General features: G+C 71.4%; 27 protein-coding genes. 13 read left to right on the top strand and 14 right to left on the bottom strand.

Translation table 11 applies throughout. The annotated features are described in order from the left end of the window. Position 1: 1 nt before the first annotated feature. The 12 genes from GXW74_RS20590 to GXW74_RS20535 all read right to left on the bottom strand — a co-directional run bounded on the left by GXW74_RS20590 (position 2) and on the right by GXW74_RS20535 (position 12,237). The gene (locus tag GXW74_RS20590; RefSeq protein ID WP_211848435.1) at positions 2–1,162 is read right to left on the bottom strand and encodes a TrbI/VirB10 family protein; all 1,161 of its coding nucleotides are present in this window, start codon (positions 1,160–1,162) and stop codon (positions 2–4) included. Further along, the gene (gene trbG / locus GXW74_RS20585) at positions 1,159–2,115 is read right to left on the bottom strand and encodes a P-type conjugative transfer protein TrbG (protein WP_211848434.1); all 957 of its coding nucleotides are present in this window, start codon (positions 2,113–2,115) and stop codon (positions 1,159–1,161) included. Before trbG ends, GXW74_RS20590 begins: the two co-directional genes overlap by 4 nt. Next, on the bottom strand, positions 2,112–2,795 hold the full coding sequence (gene trbF, locus GXW74_RS20580; RefSeq protein WP_211848433.1) for a conjugal transfer protein TrbF: 684 nt from the start codon (positions 2,793–2,795) through the stop codon (positions 2,112–2,114). Before trbF ends, trbG begins: the two co-directional genes overlap by 4 nt. Continuing rightward, complete coding sequence (gene trbL, locus GXW74_RS20575) at positions 2,795–4,063, bottom strand: P-type conjugative transfer protein TrbL (protein ID WP_211848432.1); 1,269 nt, start codon at positions 4,061–4,063, stop codon at positions 2,795–2,797. Before trbL ends, trbF begins: the two co-directional genes overlap by 1 nt. A gap of 44 nt (positions 4,064–4,107) precedes the next feature. Next, positions 4,108–4,857, bottom strand: a complete 750-nt coding sequence (gene trbJ / locus GXW74_RS20570; protein WP_211848431.1) for a P-type conjugative transfer protein TrbJ — start codon at positions 4,855–4,857, stop codon at positions 4,108–4,110. Next, positions 4,854–7,292, bottom strand: a complete 2,439-nt coding sequence (gene trbE, locus GXW74_RS20565) for a conjugal transfer protein TrbE (RefSeq protein ID WP_211848430.1) — start codon at positions 7,290–7,292, stop codon at positions 4,854–4,856. Before trbE ends, trbJ begins: the two co-directional genes overlap by 4 nt. 7 nt (positions 7,293–7,299) lie before the next feature. Then, on the bottom strand, positions 7,300–7,572 hold the full coding sequence (locus GXW74_RS20560; protein ID WP_211848429.1) for a VirB3 family type IV secretion system protein: 273 nt from the start codon (positions 7,570–7,572) through the stop codon (positions 7,300–7,302). Then, complete coding sequence (locus GXW74_RS20555) at positions 7,572–7,892, bottom strand: TrbC/VirB2 family protein (protein WP_211848428.1); 321 nt, start codon at positions 7,890–7,892, stop codon at positions 7,572–7,574. Before GXW74_RS20555 ends, GXW74_RS20560 begins: the two co-directional genes overlap by 1 nt. Continuing rightward, complete coding sequence (trbB, locus tag GXW74_RS20550) at positions 7,889–8,857, bottom strand: P-type conjugative transfer ATPase TrbB (RefSeq protein ID WP_211848427.1); 969 nt, start codon at positions 8,855–8,857, stop codon at positions 7,889–7,891. The genes GXW74_RS20555 and trbB overlap by 4 nt, the downstream gene beginning before the upstream one ends. Before the next feature lie 142 nt (positions 8,858–8,999). Beyond that, positions 9,000–9,449, bottom strand: coding sequence for a CopG family transcriptional regulator (locus tag GXW74_RS20545; protein WP_211848426.1), 450 nt, complete (start codon positions 9,447–9,449; stop codon positions 9,000–9,002). Between the two features lie 9 nt (positions 9,450–9,458). Beyond that, positions 9,459–11,432 (bottom strand): conjugal transfer protein TraG, encoded by a 1,974-nt coding sequence (locus GXW74_RS20540; protein ID WP_211848425.1) that lies wholly within the window; start codon positions 11,430–11,432, stop codon positions 9,459–9,461. A gap of 247 nt (positions 11,433–11,679) precedes the next feature. Beyond that, positions 11,680–12,237: a hypothetical protein gene (locus GXW74_RS20535; protein ID WP_211848424.1), complete on the bottom strand. Its 558-nt coding sequence runs from the start codon at positions 12,235–12,237 to the stop codon at positions 11,680–11,682. Positions 12,238–12,299: 62 nt separating this feature from the next. Here GXW74_RS20535 and GXW74_RS20530 point away from each other — a divergent pair, with 62 nt between their 5' ends. Together GXW74_RS20530 and GXW74_RS20525 are read left to right on the top strand one after the other, a co-directional pair. After that, a complete protein-coding gene (locus tag GXW74_RS20530; protein WP_211848423.1) occupies positions 12,300–12,896 on the top strand; it encodes a Crp/Fnr family transcriptional regulator in 597 nt (198 codons plus the stop codon). Next, the gene (locus tag GXW74_RS20525) at positions 12,893–14,020 is read left to right on the top strand and encodes a putative sulfate/molybdate transporter (protein WP_211848422.1); all 1,128 of its coding nucleotides are present in this window, start codon (positions 12,893–12,895) and stop codon (positions 14,018–14,020) included. The genes GXW74_RS20530 and GXW74_RS20525 overlap by 4 nt, the downstream gene beginning before the upstream one ends. A gap of 1 nt (position 14,021) precedes the next feature. On the opposite strand, the gene GXW74_RS20520 is transcribed toward GXW74_RS20525, so the two are convergent. Both GXW74_RS20520 and mntR read right to left on the bottom strand, forming a co-directional pair. Beyond that, complete coding sequence (locus GXW74_RS20520; RefSeq protein WP_211848421.1) at positions 14,022–14,474, bottom strand: MerR family transcriptional regulator; 453 nt, start codon at positions 14,472–14,474, stop codon at positions 14,022–14,024. Next, a complete protein-coding gene (gene mntR / locus GXW74_RS20515) occupies positions 14,471–14,926 on the bottom strand; it encodes a manganese-binding transcriptional regulator MntR (protein WP_211848420.1) in 456 nt (151 codons plus the stop codon). The genes GXW74_RS20520 and mntR overlap by 4 nt, the downstream gene beginning before the upstream one ends. A gap of 83 nt (positions 14,927–15,009) precedes the next feature. Between mntR and GXW74_RS20510 the strand changes: the two genes are divergently transcribed. The 11 genes from GXW74_RS20510 to GXW74_RS20460 all read left to right on the top strand — a co-directional run bounded on the left by GXW74_RS20510 (position 15,010) and on the right by GXW74_RS20460 (position 24,837). Next, complete coding sequence (locus GXW74_RS20510) at positions 15,010–16,344, top strand: Nramp family divalent metal transporter (protein ID WP_211848419.1); 1,335 nt, start codon at positions 15,010–15,012, stop codon at positions 16,342–16,344. Between the two features lie 72 nt (positions 16,345–16,416). After that, positions 16,417–16,881 carry a DUF411 domain-containing protein gene (locus GXW74_RS20505; protein ID WP_211848418.1) on the top strand — a complete coding sequence of 155 codons (465 nt, stop codon included), beginning with the start codon at positions 16,417–16,419 and terminating at the stop codon, positions 16,879–16,881. 74 nt (positions 16,882–16,955) lie between these two features. Next, positions 16,956–19,202, top strand: a complete 2,247-nt coding sequence (locus GXW74_RS20500; RefSeq protein WP_246523765.1) for a heavy metal translocating P-type ATPase — start codon at positions 16,956–16,958, stop codon at positions 19,200–19,202. Positions 19,203–19,339: 137 nt separating this feature from the next. Further along, positions 19,340–19,720: a copper chaperone PCu(A)C gene (locus GXW74_RS20495; RefSeq protein ID WP_211848417.1), complete on the top strand. Its 381-nt coding sequence runs from the start codon at positions 19,340–19,342 to the stop codon at positions 19,718–19,720. Positions 19,721–19,722: 2 nt separating this feature from the next. Next, entirely contained in the window at positions 19,723–21,366 is a 1,644-nt protein-coding gene (lnt, locus tag GXW74_RS20490) for an apolipoprotein N-acyltransferase (RefSeq protein WP_211848416.1), read from the top strand. Continuing rightward, a complete protein-coding gene (locus tag GXW74_RS20485) occupies positions 21,363–22,085 on the top strand; it encodes a cytochrome c biogenesis CcdA family protein (protein WP_211848415.1) in 723 nt (240 codons plus the stop codon). Before lnt ends, GXW74_RS20485 begins: the two co-directional genes overlap by 4 nt. Then, the gene (gene lspA / locus GXW74_RS20480) at positions 22,064–22,585 is read left to right on the top strand and encodes a signal peptidase II (RefSeq protein WP_211848414.1); all 522 of its coding nucleotides are present in this window, start codon (positions 22,064–22,066) and stop codon (positions 22,583–22,585) included. The genes GXW74_RS20485 and lspA overlap by 22 nt, the downstream gene beginning before the upstream one ends. A gap of 29 nt (positions 22,586–22,614) precedes the next feature. Further along, positions 22,615–23,283 (top strand): thioredoxin domain-containing protein, encoded by a 669-nt coding sequence (locus tag GXW74_RS20475; protein ID WP_246523763.1) that lies wholly within the window; start codon positions 22,615–22,617, stop codon positions 23,281–23,283. Next, a complete protein-coding gene (locus tag GXW74_RS20470; RefSeq protein WP_338148293.1) occupies positions 23,276–23,827 on the top strand; it encodes a M23 family metallopeptidase in 552 nt (183 codons plus the stop codon). The genes GXW74_RS20475 and GXW74_RS20470 overlap by 8 nt, the downstream gene beginning before the upstream one ends. Positions 23,828–23,942: 115 nt before the next feature. Further along, positions 23,943–24,296: a hypothetical protein gene (locus GXW74_RS20465; protein WP_211848412.1), complete on the top strand. Its 354-nt coding sequence runs from the start codon at positions 23,943–23,945 to the stop codon at positions 24,294–24,296. A 52-nt stretch (positions 24,297–24,348) separates the two neighbouring features. Then, a complete protein-coding gene (locus tag GXW74_RS20460) occupies positions 24,349–24,837 on the top strand; it encodes a copper chaperone PCu(A)C (protein ID WP_211848411.1) in 489 nt (162 codons plus the stop codon). The last annotated feature ends 3 nt before the right edge of the window (positions 24,838–24,840 follow it).

Below are 24,840 nucleotides of genomic sequence, written 5' to 3'. Positions count from 1 at the left end.
GTCAGCCTCCATAGGGCTCGAGCACGAGGTCGCGGTGGACGATGACGCGCACCGGAAAGCCAGGGCGCACGGTCAGCGTCGGCGGGACGGAAAGCTGCCGGCGGACGATCTCCTCGCCGGCGCGGCCGACGGTGTCCTGGCCGCTCTCACGGATGGCGCGGGCGATGTCGCTTTCGTCGTCGCGGCCGAGTTCCAGGCCGAGGTTCAGCAGGGTCGCCAGGCCCGCAGCGAGGAAGAGCCGCCCCCAGTGGTACTCCACGGCATCCTCGAGCCCCGCGTAGCCTGCCTCATCCGCGCCCGGCATGCGCTCCAGCACGATGGAGCGGCCGTTGGGCAGGATGAGCCGGTTCCAGACGAGCAGGATGCGGCGCTGCCCGAAGCTCATGCGGCTGTCGTAGGCGCCGATCAGGCGCGCGCCCTGCGGGATGAGCAGGTGCCGCCCGGTCGGGCTGTCGAAGACGTTCGCCGTCACCTGGGCGGTGATCTGGCCCGGCAGGTCGGAGCGGAGGCCGGTGAGCAGCGCCGCGGGGATGACGCTGCCAGCCTGGATGACGAAGGGGCTGGCCGGCGCCTGGAGCCGATCCTGCGATGTCGTGCGGCGGTCCGCCGGGCCGCCCAGGAAGGCAAGCCTTCGGTCGGTAACGTCGGACCCCACGGGTATGGCGCCGAGGTCTGCTGCTTGCGGCGCGGCGGGCGCAGCACCGCGCGGCTCGCTGCGTGCTTCCACCTGCACGAAGAGGCGGCTGGTGCGCGCCGCCTCGATCTCCTGAAGGCGTCGCTGTTCGGCCGGATCAGCGCTCGTGGGCGTGGCCGGCGGCACGACCGGCTGCCCGCGCTCCTGCGCCCGCACGATCGGACGCCCGAGATCACCAGGCAGCGGCGGCCCCAATTGCGGGATACCAGCGTAGTCGCGCGGCAGAGTGGCGAGGCCGTCGGCCTGCGGGTTCCGGTCGGTGCTGTAGAGCTCGCGCGGCCCCTCACCGCCGCTGCGGCCCTGGAGGGCGACGATCAGTGCCGCGCCGATGCCAAGCCCGGCCGCGACGCCAAGCCCGATCAGCACCCGCCGGGAAAGCCGCACCACGCGCGGCGGATCGGGGCGCAGGCGCAGCGCAGCGGCGATGTCGCGCTCGCTCCCGCCCCGTTCCGGCGCCGCGCCACTCATCGCGCCCGGCCATCGGTGCGCACGACGCGCACGCGCTGTTGCCGGTCGCCGAGGCGCAGCTCGGCCGCCGCGAAGAGCCGGTCGACGATCATGAAGTTCTGGCGGATGCGGTAGTTGACGAGCTGCCCCTCGCCCTCCGGCCCGATGACGAAGAGCGGCGGCATCTCGCCCTGGCCGATGCCGCGCGGGAACTCGATGAAGACCTGCCGGCCGTCATCGAAGGCGCGGAGCGGCCGCCAGGCCGGGCTGTCGCCCTCGATCTCGTAGCGGAAGCGCAGCCGCGCGAGATCGAGCCCCTGCTCGACGGGGGCGGCGGCGTTCTGCCGGCGCAGCGCGATCAGCGCGTCCTGCGGATACTGCCACGAGACGGAGGCCATGTAAGTGCGCTCAATCGAGCGGAGCTCCAGCAGGTAGGTGCGGCGGTCGGTGTTGATGATGAGGTTGGTGGTGAGGTCGGGGCGCGTCGGCTTGACGATGATGTGCACGCGGCGCGTCGGGCCGGTGCCACTCTCGGTGTCGCCGATGATCCAGCGCACCGTGTCGCCGGCGGCGACGGGGCCGTTGCCGACCAGCGTCTCGCCCTCCTGCAGCATGATGGCGGTGACCTGGCCGGGGGCGGTGTAGACCTGATAGAGCGCGCCGGGCGTAAAGGGATAGACCTGCACCGCGTTGATGAAGCCAGCGCGCACGGGCTGCACGCGCGCGGCGGCGTTGGCCTGGTTGACGCGGACCGCGGGATCGGGCGGCTCTGGCGTGCGGCGCGCGGGCGGGATGCGCTGAAGCTGGCCCGGGAGCGGCAGCGGCGTCGGCACCTCGACGATCTCCACGGGCCGTGGCGGCTCGGGGATCTGCGTCGCCTGGATCGGCTCGTCGTCGTAGCTGATCTCGGGCGGGCGGAAGGCGCAGGCGCCGAGGCCGAGCAGGAGCGCCAGGGTGGGATGTGCGTACCTCATTGCCCGAGCTCCCGCGACCAGTTGATGGCGTGGACGAAGATGCCGAGTGGGTTCTTGCGCAGCCGCTCGGCGTCGCGCGCCGGCTGGACGACGATGGTCAGGATCGCGGTCCAGCGCTCGGTGCGGGCGAGCTGACCGTTCTCGTAGGTGCGTTCGATCCAGGCGACCCGAAAACTGTCGTCGGAGGCGCGGATCACGCTGGAGACCTCGACGGCGACCTGCTGGCGACCGACGCGCCCGAAAGGATCGCTGGCGCGCGCGAAGTCGTTCAGCGCGAGCGCGCCGCGATCGGTCGCGAAATCATAGGCGCGGAGCCAGTTCTGGCGGACGATGATCGGGTCGGCGGCGATGCCGCGCACCTGCTCGATGAAGCGCGCGAGGTGCCAGGCGATCTGCGGTTCGGTCGGACGGAAGTTGGCGATGGCGGGCGCGACCGCCTGCGCCTCGCCGAGCCGGTCGACCTGCACGACCCAGGGCACGATGGTGCCGCGGCCGGATTGCCATACCAGGGCGGCGGCGAGGCCAGCGATGACGAAAAGCTCGCCGAGCGCCATGAGGCGCCAGTTGCGCGCCTGGACGCGTGCGGAGCCGATGCGCTCGTCCCAGGCCTGGGCGGCGCGCTGGTAGGGCGTCTCGGGTTCCGGCGTGCGGCCGTAGCGGACGGAGGGGCGGCGGAACATCAGCGATCCTCCGAAAGGCGGATGGAGGAGCCCGCACCGCCGCCATCGCCGGATCGGATGGCGTGGCCGAGGGTGGTGACGCCGTGGCTGAGCGCCTGGCCGCGCCGCATGCGGCGGGCCCAGGCTGGAGCGCCGCCCGCTGGTCCCGACGGCTCCGGCGCCGATGGCTGCCCGCCGCCCGACACGGCCGCGCTGCCGGCGGCGTGGCTGGCGCGGAGGCTGTCTGCGGCGCTGCGCAGCGGACTGGCGGCGGCGGACGCTCCGGCCATCACCACACCCGAGGCACCGCCGCTCCGATAGGCCGTGCCTGTCGCGCCGGCCGCATAGGCGGCGCCGCGCGCGGTCGCCCCGGCCGCTGATGCTGCGGCGCCCACGGCTGCCATTCCTGTCCTGGCTGCCGCGACGCCCGCGACCGCAGCACCGCCGACGGCAAGGCCCGTGCCCACGGCTGCCCCGGCACTCAGCTGCGGCCCGCCGGAGATCAGCCCGTTGGCGATGCCCGGCCCGAAGATTCCGAGCGCCAGCAGCGCCAGCGCCGCCAGCACGATGGACATCGCCTCGTCGATCGTCGGCTGGTTCGCACCGAAGCCCGTGGTGAACTGCAAGAAGAGCGTCGAGCCGATGCCGACGATGACGGCCAGCACCAACACCTTCACGCCGGAGGAGACGACGTTGCCGAGCACGCGCTCGGCAAGAAAGGCGGTCTTGCCGAACAGCCCGAAGGGCACCAGCACGAAGCCCGCCAGCGTCGTCAGCTTGAATTCGATCAGCGTGACGAAGAGCTGGATCGCCAGGATGAAGAAGGACAGCAGGACCACCGCCCAGGCGAACATCAGGATCGCGATCTGGACGAAGTTCGTGAAGAACGAGATGTAGCCCATGAGCCCGGAGACGGCCTGGAGCAGCGGCCGCCCGGCATCAAGGCCGACCTGCGCGACGCGCCCCGGCTGGAGCAGCTGCTGCGCCGTGATGGTGGAGCCCGAGGCGACCAGGCCGAGGCCCGCGAAGCTGTCGAAGATGACCTGGGCGAGGAAGTTCCAGTTGCCGATGATCCAGGCGAAGACCCCCACGAAGAGGGTCTTCTTGATCAGGCGTGCGATGATGTCGTCGTCGGCGCCCCAGGCCCAGAACAGCGCGGCGAGGGTGATGTCGATGACGATGAGCGTCGCGGCGAGGAACGCCACCTCGCCGCCGAGCAGCCCGAAGCCGCTGTCGATGTAGCGGGTGAAGACGTCGAGGAAGCGGTCGATGACGCCGGTGCCGTTCATGGCACGTCTCGGGATGTGCGGAGATGCGACGCCACGACCATCCCTCAGCGGCCATGGAACATCTGCGCCGAGCCCGGCTGGTAGCCGGCGCCCGGGGCGAGGAAGCGCTCCAGCTGCTCGCGCGCCTGCTCCTCGCCGCTGGCCACGCGCGCGGCCTCCAGCGCCTGGGCGCGGCCCTGCGCGGCGAGAAGCGCGGTGAGGTCGGCGATCTGCTGGGACTGCAGCGCCAGGAGCTGATTGCCCGCCTGCGCCGCCTGGAGCGCGCCGGTCGCACCCTGGCTCTGGCCGATGAGCGCCTCGATCTCGGCGCGGGTGCCGGTCAAGTTGCCGACCACGGTCGCCTGGGTCATCAGCGCGTCCTGGAAGCCGGCGACGGAGGTCTGCCAGCGGTCGCGCGCATTGGCGAACATCTGCTGGCTGGAGCCGAGCGAGGCCGCGCTGCCATAGCCCTGCGTGAAGGCGCGCTCGATGTCGGTGACCTCGTAGGCGAGGCGCTGTGCGCGGGCGATCAGCTGCTGGGTGCGCGCGAAGGACTGCTGCAGCCGCATGAGCGAGGAGTAGGGCAGGCTCGCGAGGTTGCGGGCCTGGTTGATCAGCATCTGCGCCTCGTTCTGGAGCGAGGCGATCTGGTTGTTGATCTGGTCGAGCGCGCGGGCGGCGGAGAGGATGTTCTGCGCGTAGTTCCACGGGTCGAAGACGGTCCACTGCGCCTGGGCGGGCGTGACCGCGACGGAAAGTGGCAGGGCGAGGAGGGCGGCGCCGAGCAGCGCGGCGCGGAGCGGGCGGCGGATCATGGAACGGTGTCCTCCGGAGGGTCGGGCAGGAGCTCGGCGGCCCAGTCGAGGCCGCGGCGCAGCAGCCAGGCGCGCGCGAAGCCGGCGCGGCCATGGGTGGCGAGGATCTCCGCGATGGCGGCCTGGTCGGTCTTGGAGGAGGCGGCGCAGAAGGCGAGCGCGACCTCGGACAGCCCCAGCTCGAAGAGCCGGTTGCCGCGGCGGGACTGGCAGTAGTAGTCGCGCTTGGGCGTGGCCCGGGCGAGGATTTCGACCTGTCGGTCGTTCAGCCCGAAGCGCGCATACATGGCGGCGATCTGCAGCTCGAGCGCGCGCTCGTTCGGCAGGAAGACGCGGGTCGGGCAGCTCTCGATGATCGCCGGCGCGATGGCCGAGCCATCCACGTCGGCCAGGGACTGCGTCGCGAAGAGCACCGAGGCGTTCTTCTTGCGGAGCGTCTTGAGCCATTCGCGCAGCTGCGCGCCGAAGGTGGCGTCATCCAGCGCGAGCCATCCCTCATCCACGATGATGAGCGTCGGCCGGCCGTCGAGGCGCCGGCCGATGGCATGGAAGAGATAGGCCAGCACGGCGGGGGCTGCGGCGGTGCCGATCAGCCCCTCGGTCTCGAAGGCCTGGACCTCAGCCGCACCCAGCCGCTCCGCCTCGGCGTCGAGCAGCCGGCCCCAGGGGCCGGCGAGGGTGTAGGGTTCGAGCGCCCGCTTGAGGGCCTGGGACTGCAGCAGCACGGCGAGGCCGGTCAGCGTGCGCTCGTGCACGGGCGCGGAGGCGAGGCTGGTCAGCGCGGACCAGAGATGGTCCTTCACCGCCGGGTCGATCGCGACGCCCTCCCGCGCGAGCAGGCCGGCGATCCACTCCGCCGCCCAGGCGCGCTCCTCTGGCGCGTCGATCCGCGCGAGCGGTTGCAGCGCGACCGGCTCGGCCATGTCGCCGGCGAGCGCACCGCCGAGGTCGTGCCAGTCGCCGCCCATGGCGATCGCCACAGCACGTATCGAGCCGCCGAAGTCGAAGGCGAAGACCTGCGCGCCCGCGTAACGGCGGAACTGGAGTGCCATCAGCGCCAGCAGCACCGACTTGCCCGCGCCGGTGGGGCCGATGACCAGCGTGTGCCCGACATCCCCCACATGCAGCGAGAAGCGGAACGGCGTCGCACCCTCCGTCCGCGCGTGGAAGAGCGGCGGGCCAACGAGATGCTCGTTCCGCTCCGGCCCTGCCCAGACCGCCGAGATCGGGACGATGTGGACGAGGTTCAGCGTCGAGATCGGCGGCTGCCGGACATTGGCGTAGAGATGCCCCGGCAGGCTGCCGAGCCAGGCCTCGACGGCGTTCACCCCCTCGCGGATGACGGTGAAGTCGCGGGACTGGATGGCTTTCTCGACCAGCCGGAGCTTGTCGTCGGCGGCGCGGGCGTCCTCGTCCCAGACGGTGACGGTCGCCGTGACATAGGCCCAGCCCCAAGAATCCTGCCCGAGTTCCTGCAGCGCCTCGTCGGCGTCGGCGGCCTTGTTGGCGGCGTCGCTGTCGAGCAGCACGCTCTGCTCGTTGGTCATCACCTCCTTGAGGATGGCGGCGATCGACTTGCGCTTGGCGAACCACTGGCGGCGGATGCGCGTGAGCAGTTTCTGCGCATCGGTCCGGTCGAGGCAGATCGCGCGGGTGCACCAGCGATACTCGAAGGCGAGCGCGTTCAGCTCGTCGAGGATCCCGGGGAAGGTCGCGCTGGGAAAGCCGATGATGGTGAGCACGCGCAGATGCGCGTCGCCGAGCCGCGGCGCGAGGCCGCCCACCAGCGGCTGGTCAGCCAGCAGCGCATCGAGATGCATCGGCGTCTCGGGCACGCGGACGAGGTGGCGGCGGGTCGAGACCGTCGAGTGCAGGAAGGTCAGCGTCTCGGCGTCGTCGAGCCAGCGCGCCTCCGGCACAAAGGCCTCGATCTGGTCGAGCACGCGGTCGGTCCGGTCGATGAAGCTGCGCAGCGCCTCTCTGCCGGTCGCGGCGTCGACGCCTTGCGTGCCCTCGTACAGCCAGCCCTCGGCACGGGCGGCGTCATCGCCCGGCGGCAGCCAGGCGAAGGTAATGACGTAGCTGCTCTCGAAATGCGCGCCGGCCTCTTCGAACTGGGCGCGCCGCTCAGCGTCGACCAGAGCCGAGACGGGTTCTGGGAATGTGCTGGCCGGGTAGCCGCGCGCAGGGACGCGCTGCGCCTCCGCGAAGACTGCCCAGCCCGAGCCGAGGCGGCGCAGCGCGCCATTCAATCGCGCGGCCGTGGCGGCGAGCTCGGCCGGGGTGGCGCTGTCCAGGTCCGGGCCGCGGAAGCGGGCGCTGCGCTGGAAGGAGCCGTCCTTGTTCAGCACGACGCCGGGTGCCACGAGCGCGGCCCACGGAAGGAAGTCCGCGAGGGTCTGGGGCTTCCGGCGGTACTCGGCGAGGTTAAGCATCGCCGCCTCACGCGCGCAGCCAGGCCGGGTAGCGCAGGTGCCGGCGCACCACCTCGACGAACTGCGCATCCCGACGCGCCGCCCAGACCGCGGCGAGGTGGCCGACCAGCCAGATCAGCACGCCCGCGACCCAGAGCCGCAGCCCGAGGCCGATCGCCGCGGCGAGCGTCCCGTTGGCGATGGCGACCGCGCGCGGCGCGCCGGCGAGCAGGATCGGCTCGATCAGCGCGCGGTGCACCGGCGCCGAGTAGCCCGGGACGGGGTCGGCCGGCGCTGCCATCAGATCAGCGCCCCGCCGCCGAACTGGAAGAACGACAGGAAGAAGCTCGATGCCGCGAAGGCGATCGAGATCCCGAAGACGATCTGCACCAGTCGCCGGAAGCCGCCCGAGGTATCCCCGAAGGCGAGCGTCAGGCCGGTGACGATGATGATGATCACCGCGATGATCTTGGCGACCGGCCCCTCGATGGACTCCAGCACCTGCTGCAGCGGCTGCTCCCAGGGCATGTTGGAGCCGGCGGCATGGGCGGGTGCCGCGAGGGCGAGACAGAGCGTGAAGGCAGCCGCGCCGGCGAGGCGCGTGCGCAGCGTGGACGTCATGGTGTGTCTCCTGTGGGGGTGAGGTCGTAGTCGCCGGTCGGGGTCAGGCCGCGGACCTCGGCGAGTTCGGCAAGGCGGCGGTCGGCGCCGCGGCCGGCGAGTACGGCGATGACGTCGATGGTCTCGGCGATCAGCGCGCGCGGGACGGTGACGACGGCTTCCTGGATCAGCTGCTCGAGCCGGCGCAGTGCGCCGAGGGCAGAGCCTGCGTGGATGGTGCCGATGCCGCCGGGATGGCCGGTGCCCCAGGCCTTGAGCAGGTCGAGCGCCTCGGCGCCGCGCACCTCGCCGATGGGGATGCGGTCGGGGCGCAGGCGGAGCGCGCGCCGGACGAGTTCCGACAGCGAGACGACGCCGTCCTTGGTGCGCAGCGCGACCAGGTTCGGGGCGCGGCATTGGAGTTCGCGCGTGTCCTCGATCAGCACGACGCGGCCGCCCTCGCGTGCGACCTCGGCGAGCAGGGCGTTGGTCAGCGTGGTCTTGCCGGTCGACGTGCCGCCGGCGACGAGGATGTTGCGGCGATCCGCGACGGCGGTGCGCAGCACGGCGGCCTGGGCAGCCGTCATGATGCGGGCTGCGACATAGTCCTCCAGCGTGAAGACCGCGACGGCGGGCTTGCGGATCGCGAAGGCCGGGGCGGCGACGACGGGTGGCAGCAGACCCTCGAAGCGCTCACCCGTCTCGGGCAGTTCAGCCGAGACGCAGGGGCAGTCCGCATGCACCTCCGCGCCGACATGATGCGCGACGAGGCGGATGATGCGCTCGCCATCGGCGAAGGCGAGGCGTTTGCCAGTGTCGGTGAGGCCTCCCGCGAGGCGGTCGATCCAGAGACGGCCGTCGGGGTTCAGCATCACCTCGACGACGGCGGGGTCCTCGAGCCAGGTCGCGATGTCGGGACCAAAGGCTGTGCGCAACATCCTCGCGCCACGGGCGGTCGTCTCGGCCTTGAGCGGATGCAGCGACATGCGGTCCCCGTGGTGGTGCCGCGACGGAAGCGCCGGAGCGGACGGGGACGATTAGAGAGCGGCAAGTCTGGGTGGGTTCAACAAGTCCAGCATGGGCGTAGCGGGGTGGCGTGTAGAGAGAAGCGGCTTGGCGAAACCGAACTCAGCCCACTTCGTCGCCCTCGCCTACAAGCGCGCCCTCCGCGGTGCCCGCGACGTCGAGCGAAACCTCGCGCAGCAGCGTAGGCCCCTTCGACAGGCGCCGACCGAGGGCTTCGAGGAATCGCTCGTAGCGTTCTCGGCCCTTGGCCTGCGCGGCGGCATAGTGTGCCTCGGGGGGTGCCGGCACGGCGACCAGCCAGTGCCGGACGAAGAGCGCCAGCGTTTCGAGGCCAATGCCAGTGTCGCGGTTCAGCCGTTCGATCTGGCGGCTCATCCGGTCGAGGCGCTTCGCCATCACCGCCTCCATCCGATCCGGCGCGTCGGGTGAGAGGAATGACGCGATCGACGCCTCGGCTACGACGGAGAGCGAGCGGCGGCGCTCCTGCGCGTAGGACTCGAGCTGCTTCGCGAGCTTCGGGTCCAGATAGACGGAGAGTCGGACTTTCTTCACGGTGGCGCGTCAGAGTGAGATGCCGTCATCGGGGTCGAGCGCCGCTTGGCGCGCGAGCCGCCCGGACCGTATGCGTAGCGCACGCGCACGCACGGCATCGTCTTCCTGGTCGTCGTCGAGCAGCGGCAGCTCCTTTTCGGACGGAGGGCCTGGCTCCGGCGCGATCTGTTCGTGCTCGGGCAGTGTCGGTTCGCGGCGGATGCCACCGTCGGCATCGTCGCCCGCGCCGGCGGTTGGTGGTGTTGTGTCAGGCGCGACCGGCTTAAGCGCGCTCCAGTCATCCTCACGAGGCGCGCACGCCGCCGCCGCGGGGTCCGGCGGCACCACCACGCGTGCACGCAGCTGCCGGTCCTCGTAGTAGCGCGCCTTCCGCGCGCGGATCGGCGGGCAGCCCGACACCAGGACGATCTCCTCCGTCGGCGGCAGCTGCATCACCTCGCCGGGCGTCAGCAGCGGCCGCGCGGTCTCCTGGCGGCTGACCATCAGGTGGCCGAGCCATGGCGACAGGCGATGCCCCGCATAGTTCCGGCTGTCACGGATCTCCGTCGCCGTGCCGAGCGCATCGGACACGCGCTTGGCCGTGCGTTCGTCATTCGTCGCAAAGGCGACGCGGACATGGCAGTTGTCGAGGATCGCGTTGTTCGGCCCGTAGGCGCGTTCGATCTGGTTCAGCGACTGCGCGATGAGGAAGGACCGGATGCCGTAGCCGGCCATGAAGGCGAGCTGGCTCTCGAAGAAGTCGAGCCGGCCGAGGGCAGGGAACTCATCGAGCATCAGCAGCAGGCGATGGCGCCGCCGTTCGTTCTCCAGCGCCTCGGTGAGTCGGCGACCAATCTGGTTCAGTACAAGCCGCACCAGCGGCTTTGTCCGCACGATGTCGGAGGGCGGGACGACGAGGTAGAGCGTCACCGGTTCGCGTGCCTCGACCAGGTCGGTGATCCGCCAATCGCAGCGCCGAGTGACCTGCGCGACGACGGGATCGCGGTAGAGCCCCAGGAAGCTCATCGCGGTCGAGAGCACGCCGGATCGCTCATTGTCCGACTTGTTGAGCAGCTCGCGCGCGGCGGAGGCGACGACAGGATGCGGCCGGTCGCCGAGATGCAGCGTCGCCATCATCGACGCCAGCGTCCGCTCGATCGGGCGACGTGGATCGGAGAGGAAGCCCGCCACGCCAGCGAGCGTCTTGTCCTGCTCGGCGTAGAGGACGTGCAGGATGGCGCCGACCAGCAGCGAGTGGCTGGTCTTCTCCCAGTGGTTCCGCCGCTCCAGCGCGCCCTCCGGATCGACAAGGATGTCGGCGATGTTCTGCACGTCGCGAACCTCGCTGTCGCCGCGGCGGACCTCGAGCAGCGGGTTGTAGGCGGCGCTCGCCGGATTCGTGGGATCGAACAGCAGCACCCGGCCGAAGCGCGCCCGCCAGCCGGCGGTGAGCTGCCAGTTCTCGCCCTTGATGTCGTGGACGATGGCCGACCCCGGCCAGGTCAGCAGCGTCGGCACGACGAGGCCCACGCCCTTGCCGGAGCGGGTCGGCGCGAAGCAAAGCACATGCTCCGGCCCGTCGTGCCGGAGGTAGCGCTGCGCGAACCAGCCGAGCACGACACCATCGGGGGCGAGCAGCCCGGCGTCGCGCACTTCGCGCTCCGTCGCCCAGCGGGCCGAGCCGTAGGTGGTGACGTCCCGCGCTTCGCGGGCGCGCCACACCGACATCCCGATGGCGATGCCGATCGCCGCGAAGCCCCCGGCCGCGGCGATGACGGCGCCCTCGTAGAAGACCCGCGGCGCGTAGGCGTCGTACCAGTACCACCACAGGAAGAAGGCGGGCGGCGGATAGACCGGCACGCCCGCCCAGACATCCATCGGCTGGCCGAGCTGCGCCTGATAGCCGAGGCGCCAGGCGACCCACTGCGTCGAGCCCCAGACCGCGGCGAGGACGATCAGGAAGACAACGAGCACCTGGCCCCAGAGGATCTTGGTGGCCGTCATGGGTGGGTGGGGATCGTGATGACCATGGCGCGAGACGTGCGCGGCCGATGGCGGTGGCTTCAAGGCGCATGACACGCGTCGCGCAGAACAGGCGACCGTGTCGCGCAAAAAGGCGGGACGTGTTCTCGGCGTGCATCACGCCGATAGCGCGCGATCCAGCTCGATCGACGGGTGTCGGTCAAATCGATTCCTGGCTCGTCAGCCATCCGACGCAAAGCGCGTGATGGCCTGCGACGCAACGTCCCACCTATGGCGTCGGGCGATATCCGCGCACGCGCTGGTAGACTTCAAGCTGCGGCGCTTCGAGCGCCTCGCGCATCTCGATATGTGTCGCGAGATGCACCTCCCTCAAGCGCCCGTTCATTGCACCCAGCGCTGCCGTGATCGCAGCGAGGCGCCCGGCATCAGCCGTGCCGCCGGCGAAAAGCGCATCCAGCTCCATCTCCAGCGAAACGATGCGTGCGCCGATTTCGCTTGCGTCGGCCAACATGCGGCGACGCAGCGTCTCGGCGGCCGCACGTTGGGCGGCGGTGAGCCGCAGCGCCTCGGCATGTTCCAACACATGCATCGGACCAGGGTAGCCGTTGAGTTCCGCGGCGAGGGCGAGTGCCATGCCACGCCCCGCGCGAAGATCCGCTTCCTGCTCCGCTGACAGCGCCTTGATGCCTCGCTCCTGCATGCCCGCATAGGGCTGCGCCGGCGCCGCACCGTGACCAGGCATGTGATGGCTCGGCATGTGGGCATGCTGCGCGGCTATCGGCGTGGCAGCGAATGCAAGGACAATGGCGACGACGGCAGGACGCATCGGAATCTCCTGTTCGAGCGCTGGTAGCGCAGCAGGGAGCCACTGTGTATGACTGTGATCATATGGATCCCGCCCAGCTTGCCGCCCTCCCGGATGGTCAGGATCTCCGCCTTGCGCGTGGAGACGCCCTGTTCCGCGCCGGCGATCCCCCGCTCGGCCTCGTTCTAGTCCATCGCGGTGCGCTCGAACTCCGCCGCGTCTCGGCCGAGGGGCGTCTCATCGTCCTGCACCGCGCAGGGCCGGGCGACAGCTTCGCCGAGGCCTCGCTGTTCGAGCCGCGCCACCATTGCGACGCCGTCGCGACCGCACCGAGCCTCGTCACGGTGCACGCCGCGGCCGCGCTGCGCCGCGCGGCGGCGGCTGATCCGTCGATCGGCTGGCGCCTTGCCGCGCATCTCGCCGCGCGGCTCGTGGCAGAGCGGGCGCGCGCGGAACGCCTCGCGCAGCCGCGCGCAGCTGACCGTTTGCTCGATGCGCTGCATGCGCTGCCAGAGGACGATGACGGCCTGCGCCACCTGGGCCGATCCTGGAAGACGCTCGCCGCGGAGCTCGGCCTCACGCATGAGGCGACCTATCGCGCGCTGGCGCGTCTGGAGCGCGCGGGCCTGGTCAGGCGTGACGGCCGCGGCGGCGTCCGGCTCGCGGGTCCGCCGGCGTGAGCGCGCGACCCAGCCTGGCGGGCGAAGTCGGCGGAGCCTTCGGCGATCTCGGCACGCTGCTGCCGATCATGCTGGGTGCGATCGCCGTCGCGGGGTTCGCGCCGGGCGGCGTGCTGACCGGCTTCGGCACCTTCCTGCTGGCGACGGCCACGATCTACCGCCTGCCGCTGCCGGTCCAGCCGATGAAGGCAATCGGCGCCGTGGTCCTGACCGGTGGGCTTTCCGGTGGCGAGGTCGCCGCGGCAGGGCTGGCCACTGGCGTGATGCTGCTGGCTCTCGGGGCAACTGGCGCGATGGCCTGGGTCGCGCGCGCGGTGCCGCGTTCCGCCGTGATCGGCCTGCAGCTCGGTCTCGGCGTGTCGATGGCATGGCTTGGCCTGACGCTGGCCATGGACGACCCCATCTCGGGCGGCATTGCGGCCGCGGTGCTGCTTCTGCTGCCGCGATGGCGCGCGGGTTGGCCCGCGGCACCCTTGGCCCTTTTCGTCGCCGGTCTCGCCGCGTCGATGGCGGGGGCAGCGATGCCGGCCTGGCCGGGTTTCGCTCCCGCACTGCCCGCACTGGTCCTGCCACAGGATTGGGAGGCGGCATGGCGCGGGATCTGGGTCGGCGCACTGCCGCAACTGCCGCTGACGCTTGCCAATGCGGTGATCGTGACGGCGCTGCTGGCGCGCGAGATGTTTCCAACGAATGGACGCGTGACTGAGCGGCGGCTGGCGCTGACGACCGGCGCGGGAAACCTGCTGCTCGCCCCGTTCGGCGCCATGCCGATGTGCCACGGCGCCGGTGGGCTGGTGGCGCAACACCGCTTCGGCGCACGGACCGGCTGGGCGCCGGCCCTGCGGGGCGCGATCCTGCTCGTGCTTGGGCTCGGCTTCGCCGGGGATGCGGCGGCCTTGCTCGGCGCCATTCCACTGGCGGCCGTGGGCGCGTTGCTGGTCTTCGCCGGGGGTGACCTGGCCCTTTCGACGCGTCTGGTCGAGGCGCGGCCGGATTGCCGCCCAGCGATCGCCGCCGCTGCACTCGGGACCTTTGCCTTCGACCCGGCGGTCGGCCTCGCGGCCGGCTGGATCATCGAGGTGGCGCGGGGCGCGCTGCGAGGCGATCGTCCCGCAGCGGAGTAGCTCAGCCCGCTCTGCGATCTCCGCCATGGGTCGGGTCATCGCAATGGCCGTGCTCGAAATCGGCCAGGGTCTCGATGATCCGGCATTCACCGATGACAGCGCCGGCGCAGCTTGTGGCCATGCGATCCAGCTCCGCGCGCAGGGCTTCGAGGCGGCGCAGGCGGGCGTCGATCTCGCGCATCTGCGCCGTCGCCAGCCGATGCGCAGCGCTGCAATCGGCTTCCGGGTGGTCCGCGAGGTCGAGCAGGGCGTGGATCGCCGCGCTGTCGAAGCCGAGCTCGCGCGCATGGCGGATGAAGCCGAGGCGGCGCAGATGGGCCTCTGAATAGGCCCGGTGGCCGCCCTCGGTGCGGGCGGGCGGCGGCAGCCAGCCTTCCTGCTCGTACCAGCGGATGGTGGTGGCCTTGACGCCAGTGGCGCGGGCGAGATCGCCGATCGAGTAGGCCGCGCTCATCTGCGCTTGCCATTGTGCGCGTCGAGAAAGCGGGCGAAGGCCGCGAGTGCCTTCTCGCTCGCATGGTGCTCGAGGCCCTCGGCATCGGCCTCGGCCGTCTCCGCATCAAGGCCGACGGCGATGAGGAAGCGCACGACGAGCTCGTGCCGCGCCTTCGCCCGTGTGGCGAGTTCTGCCCCGGCCTCGGTGAGGAACAGGCCGCGATAGGGCCTTGTCTCGACAAGCCCGTCGCGCTGCAGCCGGGTGATCGTGTTCGCGACGGTCGCCTGCGAGACGCCCATGCGCCGGGCTAGATCGACCGCCCGCGCCTCGCCCTCGGCACGGAGCAGGTCCGCGATCAGCTCGACATAGTCCTCGGCGACGGCGGTTCGGTCCGCTTCGCGCTGGCGCACGAAGCGGGCGGCCTGGTCATCCTCGGACGGCAGCGGTTTCAGGACGGCATTGCGACGCATGCGGTGCTCCGGGTCTCCCGGCTTGACGCTCTTGATAGCCGCACAATCACTCTATAGCCTAGGCTAAGTTTTGGAGGCACGCCATGAACTCGCCATCCGACGCCGCCGTTCCGCCCGTGGCGGGCCCGCCGAGCCTGCCGGAGGTCCACCGCAGCGTCGCGGTGCCCAATGCCGCCGGCTTCCTGCGCAAGCTGTTCGCCTTCATGGGGCCGGGCTACCTGGTTGCGGTCGGCTACATGGACCCTGGCAACTGGGCCACCTCGCTCGCGGGCGGCTCGGCCTTCGGCTACACACTGCTTGCCGTCGCGCTCACCTCCTCGCTGATGGCGATCCTTCTGCAGGCGCTGTGCGCGCGGATCGGCGTCGCGACCGGGCGTGACCTGGCGCAGCTCTGCCGGGAACGCTTTCCGAAGCCGGTCGCCTATCCGCTTTGGCTGTTCGCGGAAGTCGCGATCTGCGCGACCGACCTCGCCGAGCTGATCGGCACGGCCATCGCGCTTGAGCTGCTGTTCGGCATTCCACTGCTCTACGGCGTGATCCTGACCGCGCTCGACGCCTTTCTCATCCTCTGGCTCCAGAACAAAGGCGTGCGCTGGCTCGAGGCGCTGATCTTCGGCTTCATCGTGCTGATCTTCGGCTGCTTCGCGGTGCAGATCGCGCTGTCCGACCCGGAATGGGGCGCGGTGCTGCGCGGCTACATCCCGGCCGCGAGCATCGTGACGAACGAGACCCAGCTCTACATCGCGATGGGGATCCTCGGTGCGACGGTGATGCCCCACAACCTCTATCTGCACACCGCCGTGGTGCAGTCCCGCGCCTGGACGATGGACGATGCCGGCAAGAAGGAGGCGATCCGCTTCGCCACCATCGACAGCACCATCGCCCTGTCGCTCGCGCTGCTGGTCAACTCGGCCATCCTGATCACCGCAGCGGCGACCTTCCACACCTCCGGCAACACGGAGGTCGCGGAGATCCAGGACGCCTATCAGCTGATGGCGCCGCTGCTCGGTAGTGTCCTGGCGGCCAAGCTGTTCGCCGTGGCGTTGCTGCTGTGCGGGCTGAACGCGACGGTGACCGCCACCCTCGCCGGCCAGGTGGTGATGGAAGGCTTCCTGCGCTTTCGGCTGCCACCGGTGTTCCGCCGGTTGGTGACGCGGCTGATCGCGATCATCCCGGCGGTGGTGGTCACCTGGATGTATGGCGCCTCCGGCACGGCGCAGCTTCTGATCCTGTCGCAGGTGATCCTGTCCATGCAGCTGCCGTTCGCGGTCATCCCGCTGATGATGTTCGCCTCGGACAAGGCGCGCATGGGCGCCTTCGCCGCACCACGCTGGCAGGTGGTGACCGGCTGGGTGATCGCGGCGGTCATCGTGGCGCTGAACGTCAAGGTGCTGCTGAACGTGGCGTTCGGTGACTGAGGGGGCCCAGGCGACGCCAGCGATGGTCCCGGGCCGGCACTCCGGCCATTCAGACAGCCGGAGGACCGAGCCATGCCACCACGCCGCCAATTGATCGCCGCCGGCCTCGCCGGCCTTGTCGCCGCGCCCCTCCGGGCTCGGTCAGCCTCTCCCGTCTCGGTCTGGCGTGACCCGAATTGCGGGTGCTGCACCGGCTGGGTGGACCACCTGCGCGCGGAAGGCTTCGCGGTGCAGGATCAGGTCGTGCCGAGCGTCGCACCGATGCGCCGCCGGCTCGGCACGCCAGCCGACCTGCTCTCCTGCCATGCGGGCCAGGTCGAGGGCTTCGTCCTCGAAGGGCATGTGCCGGCCGCCGCCATCCGGCGCCTGCTGGCCGAGCGACCCGCCGGGGTCCGCGGCCTCGCCGTGCCGGCAATGCCCGTGGGGTCGCCAGGCATGGAAGTGCCGGGACAGGCGCCGGACACCTACGACGTGATCGCCTTCGGCGATGGCCCGCACCGCCCCTTCATGCGTTTCGTTGGCAGCCGCCCGGCCTGACGGTGCGAAAAGGGGCTTGAACCTCTAGTCGCTGTAGGTTCCATACCGCTGTTCGGCATGACCAGACGGGCAACATGGGCGCGACGACGAAGTTGACCTGGCGCGTGGAGGGCATGGATTGCGCCTCCTGCGTCGCCAAGGTGACCAAGGCCGTGGAACGCCTGCCAGGCGTCTCCGCCGTCGAGGTCAACCTCATGGCCGAGCGGCTGACCCTGGAACTTGGTGACGACGGCAGGGCGGAGGCCGTCGAGGCGCAGGTCGCGTCCCTCGGCTATGCCACGCGGCGGATGGCCGAGGCCGGCCCGGCGTCCGCGCCGCCGCCCGGGTGTGATTGTGGCCACGGCCATGGGCACGACAGCCGCGGCGATCACACGCATGACGCGGCTCCGCCCCCGGCGCATGGCCATGACCACGACAGCCCCGCCGATGCCGGAAAGCCTTGGTGGCGGACCGGCAAGGCGATGCTCGTCTGGACGCTCGGCGCGCTCGTGCTCGGCGCCTACGCGCTCTCCCTCGTCCTGCCGGCGCGGCTGGCCTACCCGCTGTTCCTCGTCGCGACGCTGGTCGCCCTGGTGCCTTTCGGGCGGCGTGCCATCGCCCTGGCGCGGTCGGGCAGCCCCTTCAGCATCGAGACGCTGATGTGCACGGCCGCGATCGGCGCCGCGATCATCGGCGCGGCCGAGGAAGCGGCCGTGGTCGTGCTGCTGTTTGCCTTCGGCGAATTGCTGGAGAATGTCGCCGCCGGGCGGGCGCGCGACGGCATCCGTGCGCTGGCCACGCTGATGCCGCGGGTCGCGCTCCGGCTGCGCGCCGATGGCACGACGGAGCAGGTCCCGGCGGACCGGATCGCGGTCGGCGACCTGGTGCTGGTGCGCCCCGGCGACCGCGTGCCCTGCGACGGGGTGATCGAGGATGGTGCCTCCGCCCTCGACGAAAGCCCGGTGACGGGCGAGAGCATCCCCGTCTCGCGCGGCCCGGGCGATGCCGTGATGGCCGGCAGCATCAACGCGGAGGGGGCGATCCGGGTCCGCGTGACCCGCGCCGCGACCGACAACACCATCGCCCGCATCATCCGCATGGTCGAGGACGCGACGGCGTCGCGCGCACCGACGCAGCGCTTCATCGAGCGCTTTTCGTCGTGGTGGACGCCCGGCGCGATGATCGTCGCGCTGCTGGTGATCGTGATCCCGCCCTTCGCACTGGGCTGGGACTGGTGGACGAGCATCTACCGCGGCCTCGCGGTGCTGCTGATCGCCTGCCCCTGCGCGCTGGTCATCTCGGTGCCGGCAGCGATGGCTTCGGGGCTGTCGGCGGGGGCGCGGCGCGGGTTGCTCATCAAGGGCGGCGCGGCGCTCGAGACGATCGGCGGCGCGCGGACCGTCGCCTTCGACAAGACCGGCACGCTGACCGAAGGCCGCCCGCGCGTCACCGACGTGCTGCCAGCCGAAGGGCGCAGCGCGGAGGGGGTGCTGGCACTCGCCGCCGCAGTCGAACAGGGATCGTCGCACCCGCTCGCCAAGGCGATCCTGGCCGAGGCCGCCGCGCGCGGCGTCGATGTCTCGGCCACCGAAGCGCAGGCGGCCCTGCCCGGCCGCGCGGTCACCGGCACGGTGGCGGGGCTGCGGGTGAGCATCGGCAGCCCGCGCCATGCGCGCGAATCCGGCGCCGAACTCGGTGCGCTTGCAGCGGCGCTTGACCGGCTGGAGCGCGAGGGCAAGACGGTCTCGGTCGTGCTGGCGGATGGCGCGGTGGCGGGCCTGGTCGCCTTGCGCGACGAGCCGCGCGCGGATGCGGCGGCGGGCGTAGCCGCGATCAGCGCGCTCGGCGTACGCCCCGTCATGCTGACCGGCGACAACCGCCGCACCGGCGAAGCCATCGCCATCTCGCTCGGCCTCGACGCCAAGGCCGAGCTGCTGCCCGACGACAAGCTGCGCGAGATCGGGAAGCTGCGGGACCGGGGACCCGTCATCATGGTCGGCGACGGCATCAACGATGCGCCGGCGCTTGCCGCCGCCTCGGTCGGCGTCGCCATGGGCGGTGGCACCGACGTGGCGCTGGAGACGGCCGATGCCGCCGTGCTCAAGGACCGTGTGACGGGCGTGGCCGAGCTCGTCTCGCTCTCGCGCGCGACCATGGCGAACGTCAAGCAGAACGTCGCCGTCGCGGTGGGACTAAAGGGCGTGTTCCTGGTGACGACGTTGCTCGGCATTACCGGGCTGTGGCCGGCCATCATGGCGGATACCGGTGCGACCGTCCTGGTGACGCTGAACGCGCTGCGGCTGCTGCGCTGGTCGCCCGCTGCAGCACGGCCATCCGCCTGATGCCCGGTCGGCGTGACGACGCACAGGCCGGACCGTTCGGCGGCGGCCCGTGGGCGAGCCTCGGCGGCAGCGTGCACCGGCGCTGGCTCATGCCGGCGACGGTTCTGGCATGGCGGCTCATCGCGTCCGGGACATCGATGGCACAGGAAGTCCACGCCGGCAGCCTGGTCCTGACCGGCGCCTGGGCAAGAGCCGCGGATGCGGACCAGCGCCTGACCTTCGCATTCGTCACCATCCGCAATCGCGGAGGCGAGGCCGAGCGGCTGATGACCGCCTCCTCGGCCGCTGCCGTGGTGGAGCTGCGCGAGCCGGATGCCGCCGCGCAAGGTGGGGCACGTGTCATCACCGAGGGCTTCGTCATTCCGGCGGGCGGCCTGCTCGCGCTGGAACCGGGCGGAGCCCACCTCCTGCTGCGCGACCTGCAGGGGCCGCTCGCGCTCGGCGACGAGATCCGCGTGCTGCTTCGCTTCGAACGGGCTGGAACGGTCGTCGTGCCGTTCCGTACGCACTGGCATTGACCATGGCTCCCACGGACCGCGCCCGCCGCGACCACCTCTCGCGTCCGCGCGTGACGGGCGTGGATCGCTCCGCAGCTGCGCCCACCGTGCCGGGCGATCCGCTGGCGGTTGCGTGGCTGCCCCTTCGCACCCTGGGGCGAGGTGTCACCCGGGGCTGCGCCGCGTTCGGGCTCGGCGCGATCAGCGCAACGGCACTGGCGCCGCTGCACTTGGCGCCTTCAGGGGTCATCGGCTTCGGCGGTCTGTGGATGCTGCTGGTCCGCACGCCATCGCGGCGCGGCGCCTTCGCGATCGGCTGGCTCTTCGGCCTCGGGTCATTCCTGGTTGGCCTGTCCTGGATCACCGAGGCCTTCAGCGTGGACGCGGCGCGCTTCGGCGCGTTCGCGATCCCGTCGCTGCTCGCGCTCAGTGCCGGCCTCGCGCTGTTCCCGGCCGTTTCGGCCGCGGCCGCGCGCCTGATTGCGGGACCGGCCGGTGGCCTGACACTCGCCTTCGCCCTTGCGGCAGCCTGGACGGCAGGGGAGTGGTTGCGTGGCGCCGTGCTGACGGGCTTTCCGTGGAATATCGCCGGCTATGCCTGGGGCGGCAGCGATGCCGGGTTGCAGGCGGCGGCGCTGGTCGGCATCCATGGCCTTGGGCTGCTGGCCGTGCTCGGGTCGGTGCTGGCCGCCGTCGCGCTGCGGCAGCGCAGCGTCGGGCCCGCCGCCGCGGCCGCGCTGATCGTCGCACTGCCCTGGCTCTGGGGCGCGGTACGGATAGCGGGCACGGTCCCCTCCGAGACAACTGGCCCCCGGCTGCGCCTCGTGCAGCCCAACATCGCCCAGGACCTGAAATGGGCGGAAGGCGAGCGCGAGCGCATCCTCGCCCGGCTGCTCGCGCTCAGCGGCGCGCCAGCGGCGGATGGCATGGCGCCGACGCACATCGTCTGGCCGGAGAGCGCGGTGCCCTTCCTGCTGGCCGAGGCGCCTGCGATCCGCGCCGCGATCGCGCGCATCGTCCCGCCCGGCGGCGCGCTGCTGACCGGCGCGGTCCGCCGCACGCAGACGGAGGATGGCAATCCCGCCCTGCTCAACAGCCTGCTGGCGCTCGATGGCACGGGAGCGATCATTGCCGCCTACGACAAGGTGCGGCTGGTGCCGTTCGGCGAATACCAGCCGCTGCGGGCGCTGTTCGCGAGCCTGCCGAAGCTCACCGTCGGCGCCATCGACTTCATCCCGGGCACGTCACGGCAGCCGACTCAGGTGGCGGGGCTGCCGTCCCTCTGGCCGCTGATCTGCTACGAGGCGATCTTCCCCGGCCCGTTGCCCGGGGAGACGCCGGCGCCCAGCTGGATCCTGAACGTGACGAACGATGCGTGGTTCGGCACCTCATGGGGCCCCTACCAGCATGCGCTGGCTGCGCGCGTGCGCGCGATCGAGCTTGGGCTGCCGCTGGTACGGGTGGCGAACAGCGGCATCACGCTGGTGACCGATGCCATGGGCCGCGAAGGCGCGCGGCTGCCGCTTGCGACCGAGGGCGTGCTGGATGTGGCGCTGCCCGCGGCACTCGCCGGCGGAAGCTTCTACGCACGGCATGGCGACCTGCCCTTCGGCATGGGCGTCGCGGCGCTGGCAGGGCTCGCACTGGTCGGGCGGCGCCGCGCATGACGCTCGACTTCACCCTGTTCGGGCTGTTCCTGGCCTTTGGCGGCGGGCTGGTCTCCTTCCTCTCGCCCTGCGTGCTGCCGCTGGTGCCGGGCTATGTCGCCTGGGTCGCCGGGACCGACCTCGCCACGGCCCGTGCGGAGCGCTGGCGGGCGCTGCGGCTCTCGGCCTTTTTTGTGCTCGGCTTTGGGCTGGTCTTCGTGCTGCTTGGCCTCGGTGCAACCGCGCTGGGCGGCCTGCTGCGGCGGTGGTCCTACGAGCTCACCATCGCCGCCGGCGTGCTGATCGCAGCCATGGGCCTCGTGCAGATGGGCGTGCTGCGCTTCGCACCGCTGATGCGCGATCTGCGCTTCAGGCCACCCGGCGAAGGCGGTGGTCCTGCCTCCGCCACGCTGATCGGCGTCGCATTCGGATTTGGCTGGACTCCCTGCATCGGACCCGTCCTCGCCGGCGTGCTGGCGGCCGCCGCGGTCACGCCTGGCGTCGGGGCAGGGTTGCTCGCGGCCTATGCGCTCGGCCTCGGCGTGCCCTTCCTGCTGGCGGCCTTCTACCTGCCGGCGGCGATGGCGCGGGCACGCCACCTGGGGCGGCTCGGGCGCATCCTGCAGGTCATCAGCGGTGCCATCATGATTGCCGCAGGCCTCGCCATCGCAACGGGCGAGATGACACGTCTCGCCGTCTGGATCCTGGAGGCCTTCCCATGGCTGGCACGGCTGGGATGACGACGCCGGTCCACCGCCCTGCGCGATATTTCGGCCTCATGGCCGCACCGACCGCGGCGGCCATCGACCAGGCGAGCAAGGCCTGGGCGCTCGATGCGCTCTGGCCGCCCTACAGCGAGGGAATTACGCTGTTGCCGGTCCTGAACCTGCGGCTCGGCTTCAACACTGGCGTGACCTTCGGCATGTTCGCCGAAAGCGCGGCCGGCGCGGTGTGGCTTCTCGTCGGCATCAAGCTGGCGATCGTCGCCTGGCTGCTGCATTGGCTTTGGCGCGCGGCGTCGCGGATCGAGGCCGTGGCGATCGGCCTCATCATCGGCGGCGCGCTCGGCAACATCCTCGACCGGCTGCGCATCGGCGCGGTCACCGACTTCATCGACGCGCATTACGGCGGCTCGCACTGGCCGACCTTCAACCTTGCTGACGTCGCCATCGTCTGCGGCGTCACGCTGCTGGTGCTGTTCGGCCTTCGTGCCGCGGCGCCACAGGCGACACAGCAATGATCCACGTCCGCAAGCAGGAAGAACGACGCATGTCCCACGCCATTCACCGCCGCACAGCCCTCGCGGCCGCGCTGTCCGTTCCGGCGGCTACCGCGCTGGCGCAGGCGCCCGGGCCGCAGGCCTTCGAGCCGACGGCGCCCGGTCCCGACACGCCGCGGCCGCTGCCGGGCGAACGCATCATCGGCCTCGCCGACGCGCCGGTGGCGGTGATCGAGTATCATTCCCTCACCTGCGGTAATTGTGCGAATTTCCACACCACGATCTTCCCGCGCATCCGCACGGCCTTCATCGAGCCTGGCCTGGTGCGGTTCGTGATGCGGGATTTCCCGCTCGACCGCGTCGCGCTCGAGGCTGCGGCGATGGTCCATTGCGGCGGGCCGGAGCGCTACGAGGCGCTGATCTCCACGCTCTACGCGAATAAGGAGAGCTGGGCGCACAGCGCCGATGCGCGCACCTGGCTGCGCCGCGCCGGGACGGTGGCGGGCATACCGGCCGCCCGCATCGACGCCTGCATGTCCAACCGCGGCTTCACCGACCAGATCCTACTAATGCGGCTGCAGGGCGAGCGTGAGTTCCGCGTGGACGCCACGCCGTCCTTCGTCATCAACGGGCAGCTGCATCGCGGCGTGCAGAGCTTCGAGCGCTTCTCCGCGCTGGTGCGGCCGCTGCTGCCGCCGGGGACGGCTCCGCGTGGCTGAACACCCGGGCTTGCGTCCCACGGCTTGCAAGGGCAGAGCATCGCGCATGATCCGACATCGCCAGATCTTTTGCGCACTTGCGGGCGCGCTCGTCATCCCGTCTGCCGTCATCGCCGCGCCATGCCCGCCGGCGCTGCCCGTCGAGGGGCAATTCTCCTCGGGCTTCGGGATGCGCCACGGGCGGCCGCATCCCGGGGTGGATATCCGCGCCCCCATCGGGACCCCGGTAGAAGCGGCGGGCGGCGGGACCGTCGTCTTCGCGGGCCGGTACTTCGACTATGGCTTGATGGTCGAGGTCGAGCACGCGGACGGATCGCGGGCGCGCTACGCCCATCTCGTCCGCTTTGCGTCGGGAATCATCGCAGGGACCAGCGTGCGGGCCGGCCAGCGCCTCGGCGACGTGGGGCGGACGGGGCGCACGACGGGTGCCAACCTGCATGTCGAGCTCCGCCGGGACGGGCGCGCCATCGATCCCTGGCCCTGGCTCACCGCCACCGCCTGCGTGCCGATGATGGAAGTCGCGGAGGCGTCGCCGCGCCGATGAGGCCGCCGGCGACATCTGCGGCCTCGGCGATGGCGCTCGTCGGCACGGCGATCCAGATGCCGGGACCGCGCAGCACATGAGGCGCGCCTGGGCCGAGCTACGCGCACCGATCTCCGTGCTGGTGCTGCTTGGCCTGTTGGCCCGGCTGCTGGCGCCCTTGTCAGCCCTGGCCGCGACTGACCGGGCGACCTTCGACGCCGCGCTGCGCGCCAGCCTTTGTCTGCCATCGGGACTGCCGGCTCCAGGCGCGCCCGACGAGGCGCCGCGAAATCCCCTCGGCGCGCATTGCCCCTTGTGTCGTCTGCCCGAAACCGCCGATGTGCCGCCGGCACCAGCGCGTGTCCCGGCCGCTTTCGCCTGGACGGTGATGCCCTCGCCACACGCGGCGACGGTCGATGCGGCGCGGCCGGTCTCGCCGCGCACGCCACCGCCAGCCCGCGCACCGCCTGACGATCCGACCCTCGACTGAAGCCGCTCCCGCTTGTGCGGGGCTGTTCCAATCCCTGTCGGAGTTTTCGCCCATGCGTCCCATCGTCCTGCGCGCGGCCCTCGCGGCCGGCATCGCCGTCGTCTCGCTGCCCACCCCTGCCGCCGCGCACGAGTTCCGTGTCGGTGACCTGCTGATCGAACACCCCTGGACCCGTGCCGTGAGCGACCGCGCGCCGACCGCGGCCGGCTACATGGTGATCCGCAACACCGCAGCGACGCCGGATCGCCTGATCGCCGCGGAGACGCCGCGCGCATCGCGCGTCGAGATGCACGAGATGTCCGTCACCGACGGCATCATGCGCATGCGCCCGATCACGGACGGCATCGCCCTGCCGCCAGGCGCGGAGGTGCGGCTGGCGCCCGGCGGGCAGCACCTCATGCTGATCGCCCCGCAGGGCGGCTTCGCGCAGGGTGCGCGCGTGCCCGTGACGCTGGTCTTCGAACGCGCCGGGCGTGTCGCCGTCGAACTCGCGGTCGAAGCCGCCGGCGCGCGCGGCGTCGGGCAACATCGGGGCCATTGAGGC

This window comes from Neoroseomonas eburnea, assembly GCF_018129005.1.
Classification (GTDB): Bacteria; Pseudomonadota; Alphaproteobacteria; order Acetobacterales; family Acetobacteraceae; genus Neoroseomonas; species Neoroseomonas eburnea.
This window is presented reverse-complemented; position numbering and strand designations above follow the sequence as displayed.

What these genes read in the sequence shown, in the direction of transcription:
- GXW74_RS20590 (WP_211848435.1), bottom strand. Translation starts at nt 1,162, where the DNA reads ATGAGTGGCGCGGCGCCGGAACGGGGCGGGAGCGAGCGCGACATCGCC.
- trbG (WP_211848434.1), bottom strand. Translation starts at nt 2,115, where the DNA reads ATGAGGTACGCACATCCCACCCTGGCGCTCCTGCTCGGCCTCGGCGCC.
- trbF (WP_211848433.1), bottom strand. Translation starts at nt 2,795, where the DNA reads ATGTTCCGCCGCCCCTCCGTCCGCTACGGCCGCACGCCGGAACCCGAG.
- trbL (WP_211848432.1), bottom strand. Translation starts at nt 4,063, where the DNA reads ATGAACGGCACCGGCGTCATCGACCGCTTCCTCGACGTCTTCACCCGC.
- trbJ (WP_211848431.1), bottom strand. Translation starts at nt 4,857, where the DNA reads ATGATCCGCCGCCCGCTCCGCGCCGCGCTGCTCGGCGCCGCCCTCCTC.
- trbE (WP_211848430.1), bottom strand. Translation starts at nt 7,292, where the DNA reads ATGCTTAACCTCGCCGAGTACCGCCGGAAGCCCCAGACCCTCGCGGAC.
- GXW74_RS20560 (WP_211848429.1), bottom strand. Translation starts at nt 7,572, where the DNA reads ATGGCAGCGCCGGCCGACCCCGTCCCGGGCTACTCGGCGCCGGTGCAC.
- GXW74_RS20555 (WP_211848428.1), bottom strand. Translation starts at nt 7,892, where the DNA reads ATGACGTCCACGCTGCGCACGCGCCTCGCCGGCGCGGCTGCCTTCACG.
- trbB (WP_211848427.1), bottom strand. Translation starts at nt 8,857, where the DNA reads ATGTCGCTGCATCCGCTCAAGGCCGAGACGACCGCCCGTGGCGCGAGG.
- GXW74_RS20540 (WP_211848425.1), bottom strand. Translation starts at nt 11,432, where the DNA reads ATGACGGCCACCAAGATCCTCTGGGGCCAGGTGCTCGTTGTCTTCCTG.
- GXW74_RS20535 (WP_211848424.1), bottom strand. Translation starts at nt 12,237, where the DNA reads ATGCGTCCTGCCGTCGTCGCCATTGTCCTTGCATTCGCTGCCACGCCG.
- GXW74_RS20530 (WP_211848423.1), top strand. Translation starts at nt 12,300, where the DNA reads ATGGATCCCGCCCAGCTTGCCGCCCTCCCGGATGGTCAGGATCTCCGC.
- GXW74_RS20520 (WP_211848421.1), bottom strand. Translation starts at nt 14,474, where the DNA reads ATGAGCGCGGCCTACTCGATCGGCGATCTCGCCCGCGCCACTGGCGTC.
- mntR (WP_211848420.1), bottom strand. Translation starts at nt 14,926, where the DNA reads ATGCGTCGCAATGCCGTCCTGAAACCGCTGCCGTCCGAGGATGACCAG.
- GXW74_RS20510 (WP_211848419.1), top strand. Translation starts at nt 15,010, where the DNA reads ATGAACTCGCCATCCGACGCCGCCGTTCCGCCCGTGGCGGGCCCGCCG.
- GXW74_RS20505 (WP_211848418.1), top strand. Translation starts at nt 16,417, where the DNA reads ATGCCACCACGCCGCCAATTGATCGCCGCCGGCCTCGCCGGCCTTGTC.
- GXW74_RS20500 (WP_246523765.1), top strand. Translation starts at nt 16,956, where the DNA reads ATGGGCGCGACGACGAAGTTGACCTGGCGCGTGGAGGGCATGGATTGC.
- GXW74_RS20495 (WP_211848417.1), top strand. Translation starts at nt 19,340, where the DNA reads ATGGCACAGGAAGTCCACGCCGGCAGCCTGGTCCTGACCGGCGCCTGG.
- lnt (WP_211848416.1), top strand. Translation starts at nt 19,723, where the DNA reads ATGGCTCCCACGGACCGCGCCCGCCGCGACCACCTCTCGCGTCCGCGC.
- GXW74_RS20485 (WP_211848415.1), top strand. Translation starts at nt 21,363, where the DNA reads ATGACGCTCGACTTCACCCTGTTCGGGCTGTTCCTGGCCTTTGGCGGC.
- lspA (WP_211848414.1), top strand. Translation starts at nt 22,064, where the DNA reads ATGGCTGGCACGGCTGGGATGACGACGCCGGTCCACCGCCCTGCGCGA.
- GXW74_RS20475 (WP_246523763.1), top strand. Translation starts at nt 22,615, where the DNA reads ATGTCCCACGCCATTCACCGCCGCACAGCCCTCGCGGCCGCGCTGTCC.
- GXW74_RS20460 (WP_211848411.1), top strand. Translation starts at nt 24,349, where the DNA reads ATGCGTCCCATCGTCCTGCGCGCGGCCCTCGCGGCCGGCATCGCCGTC.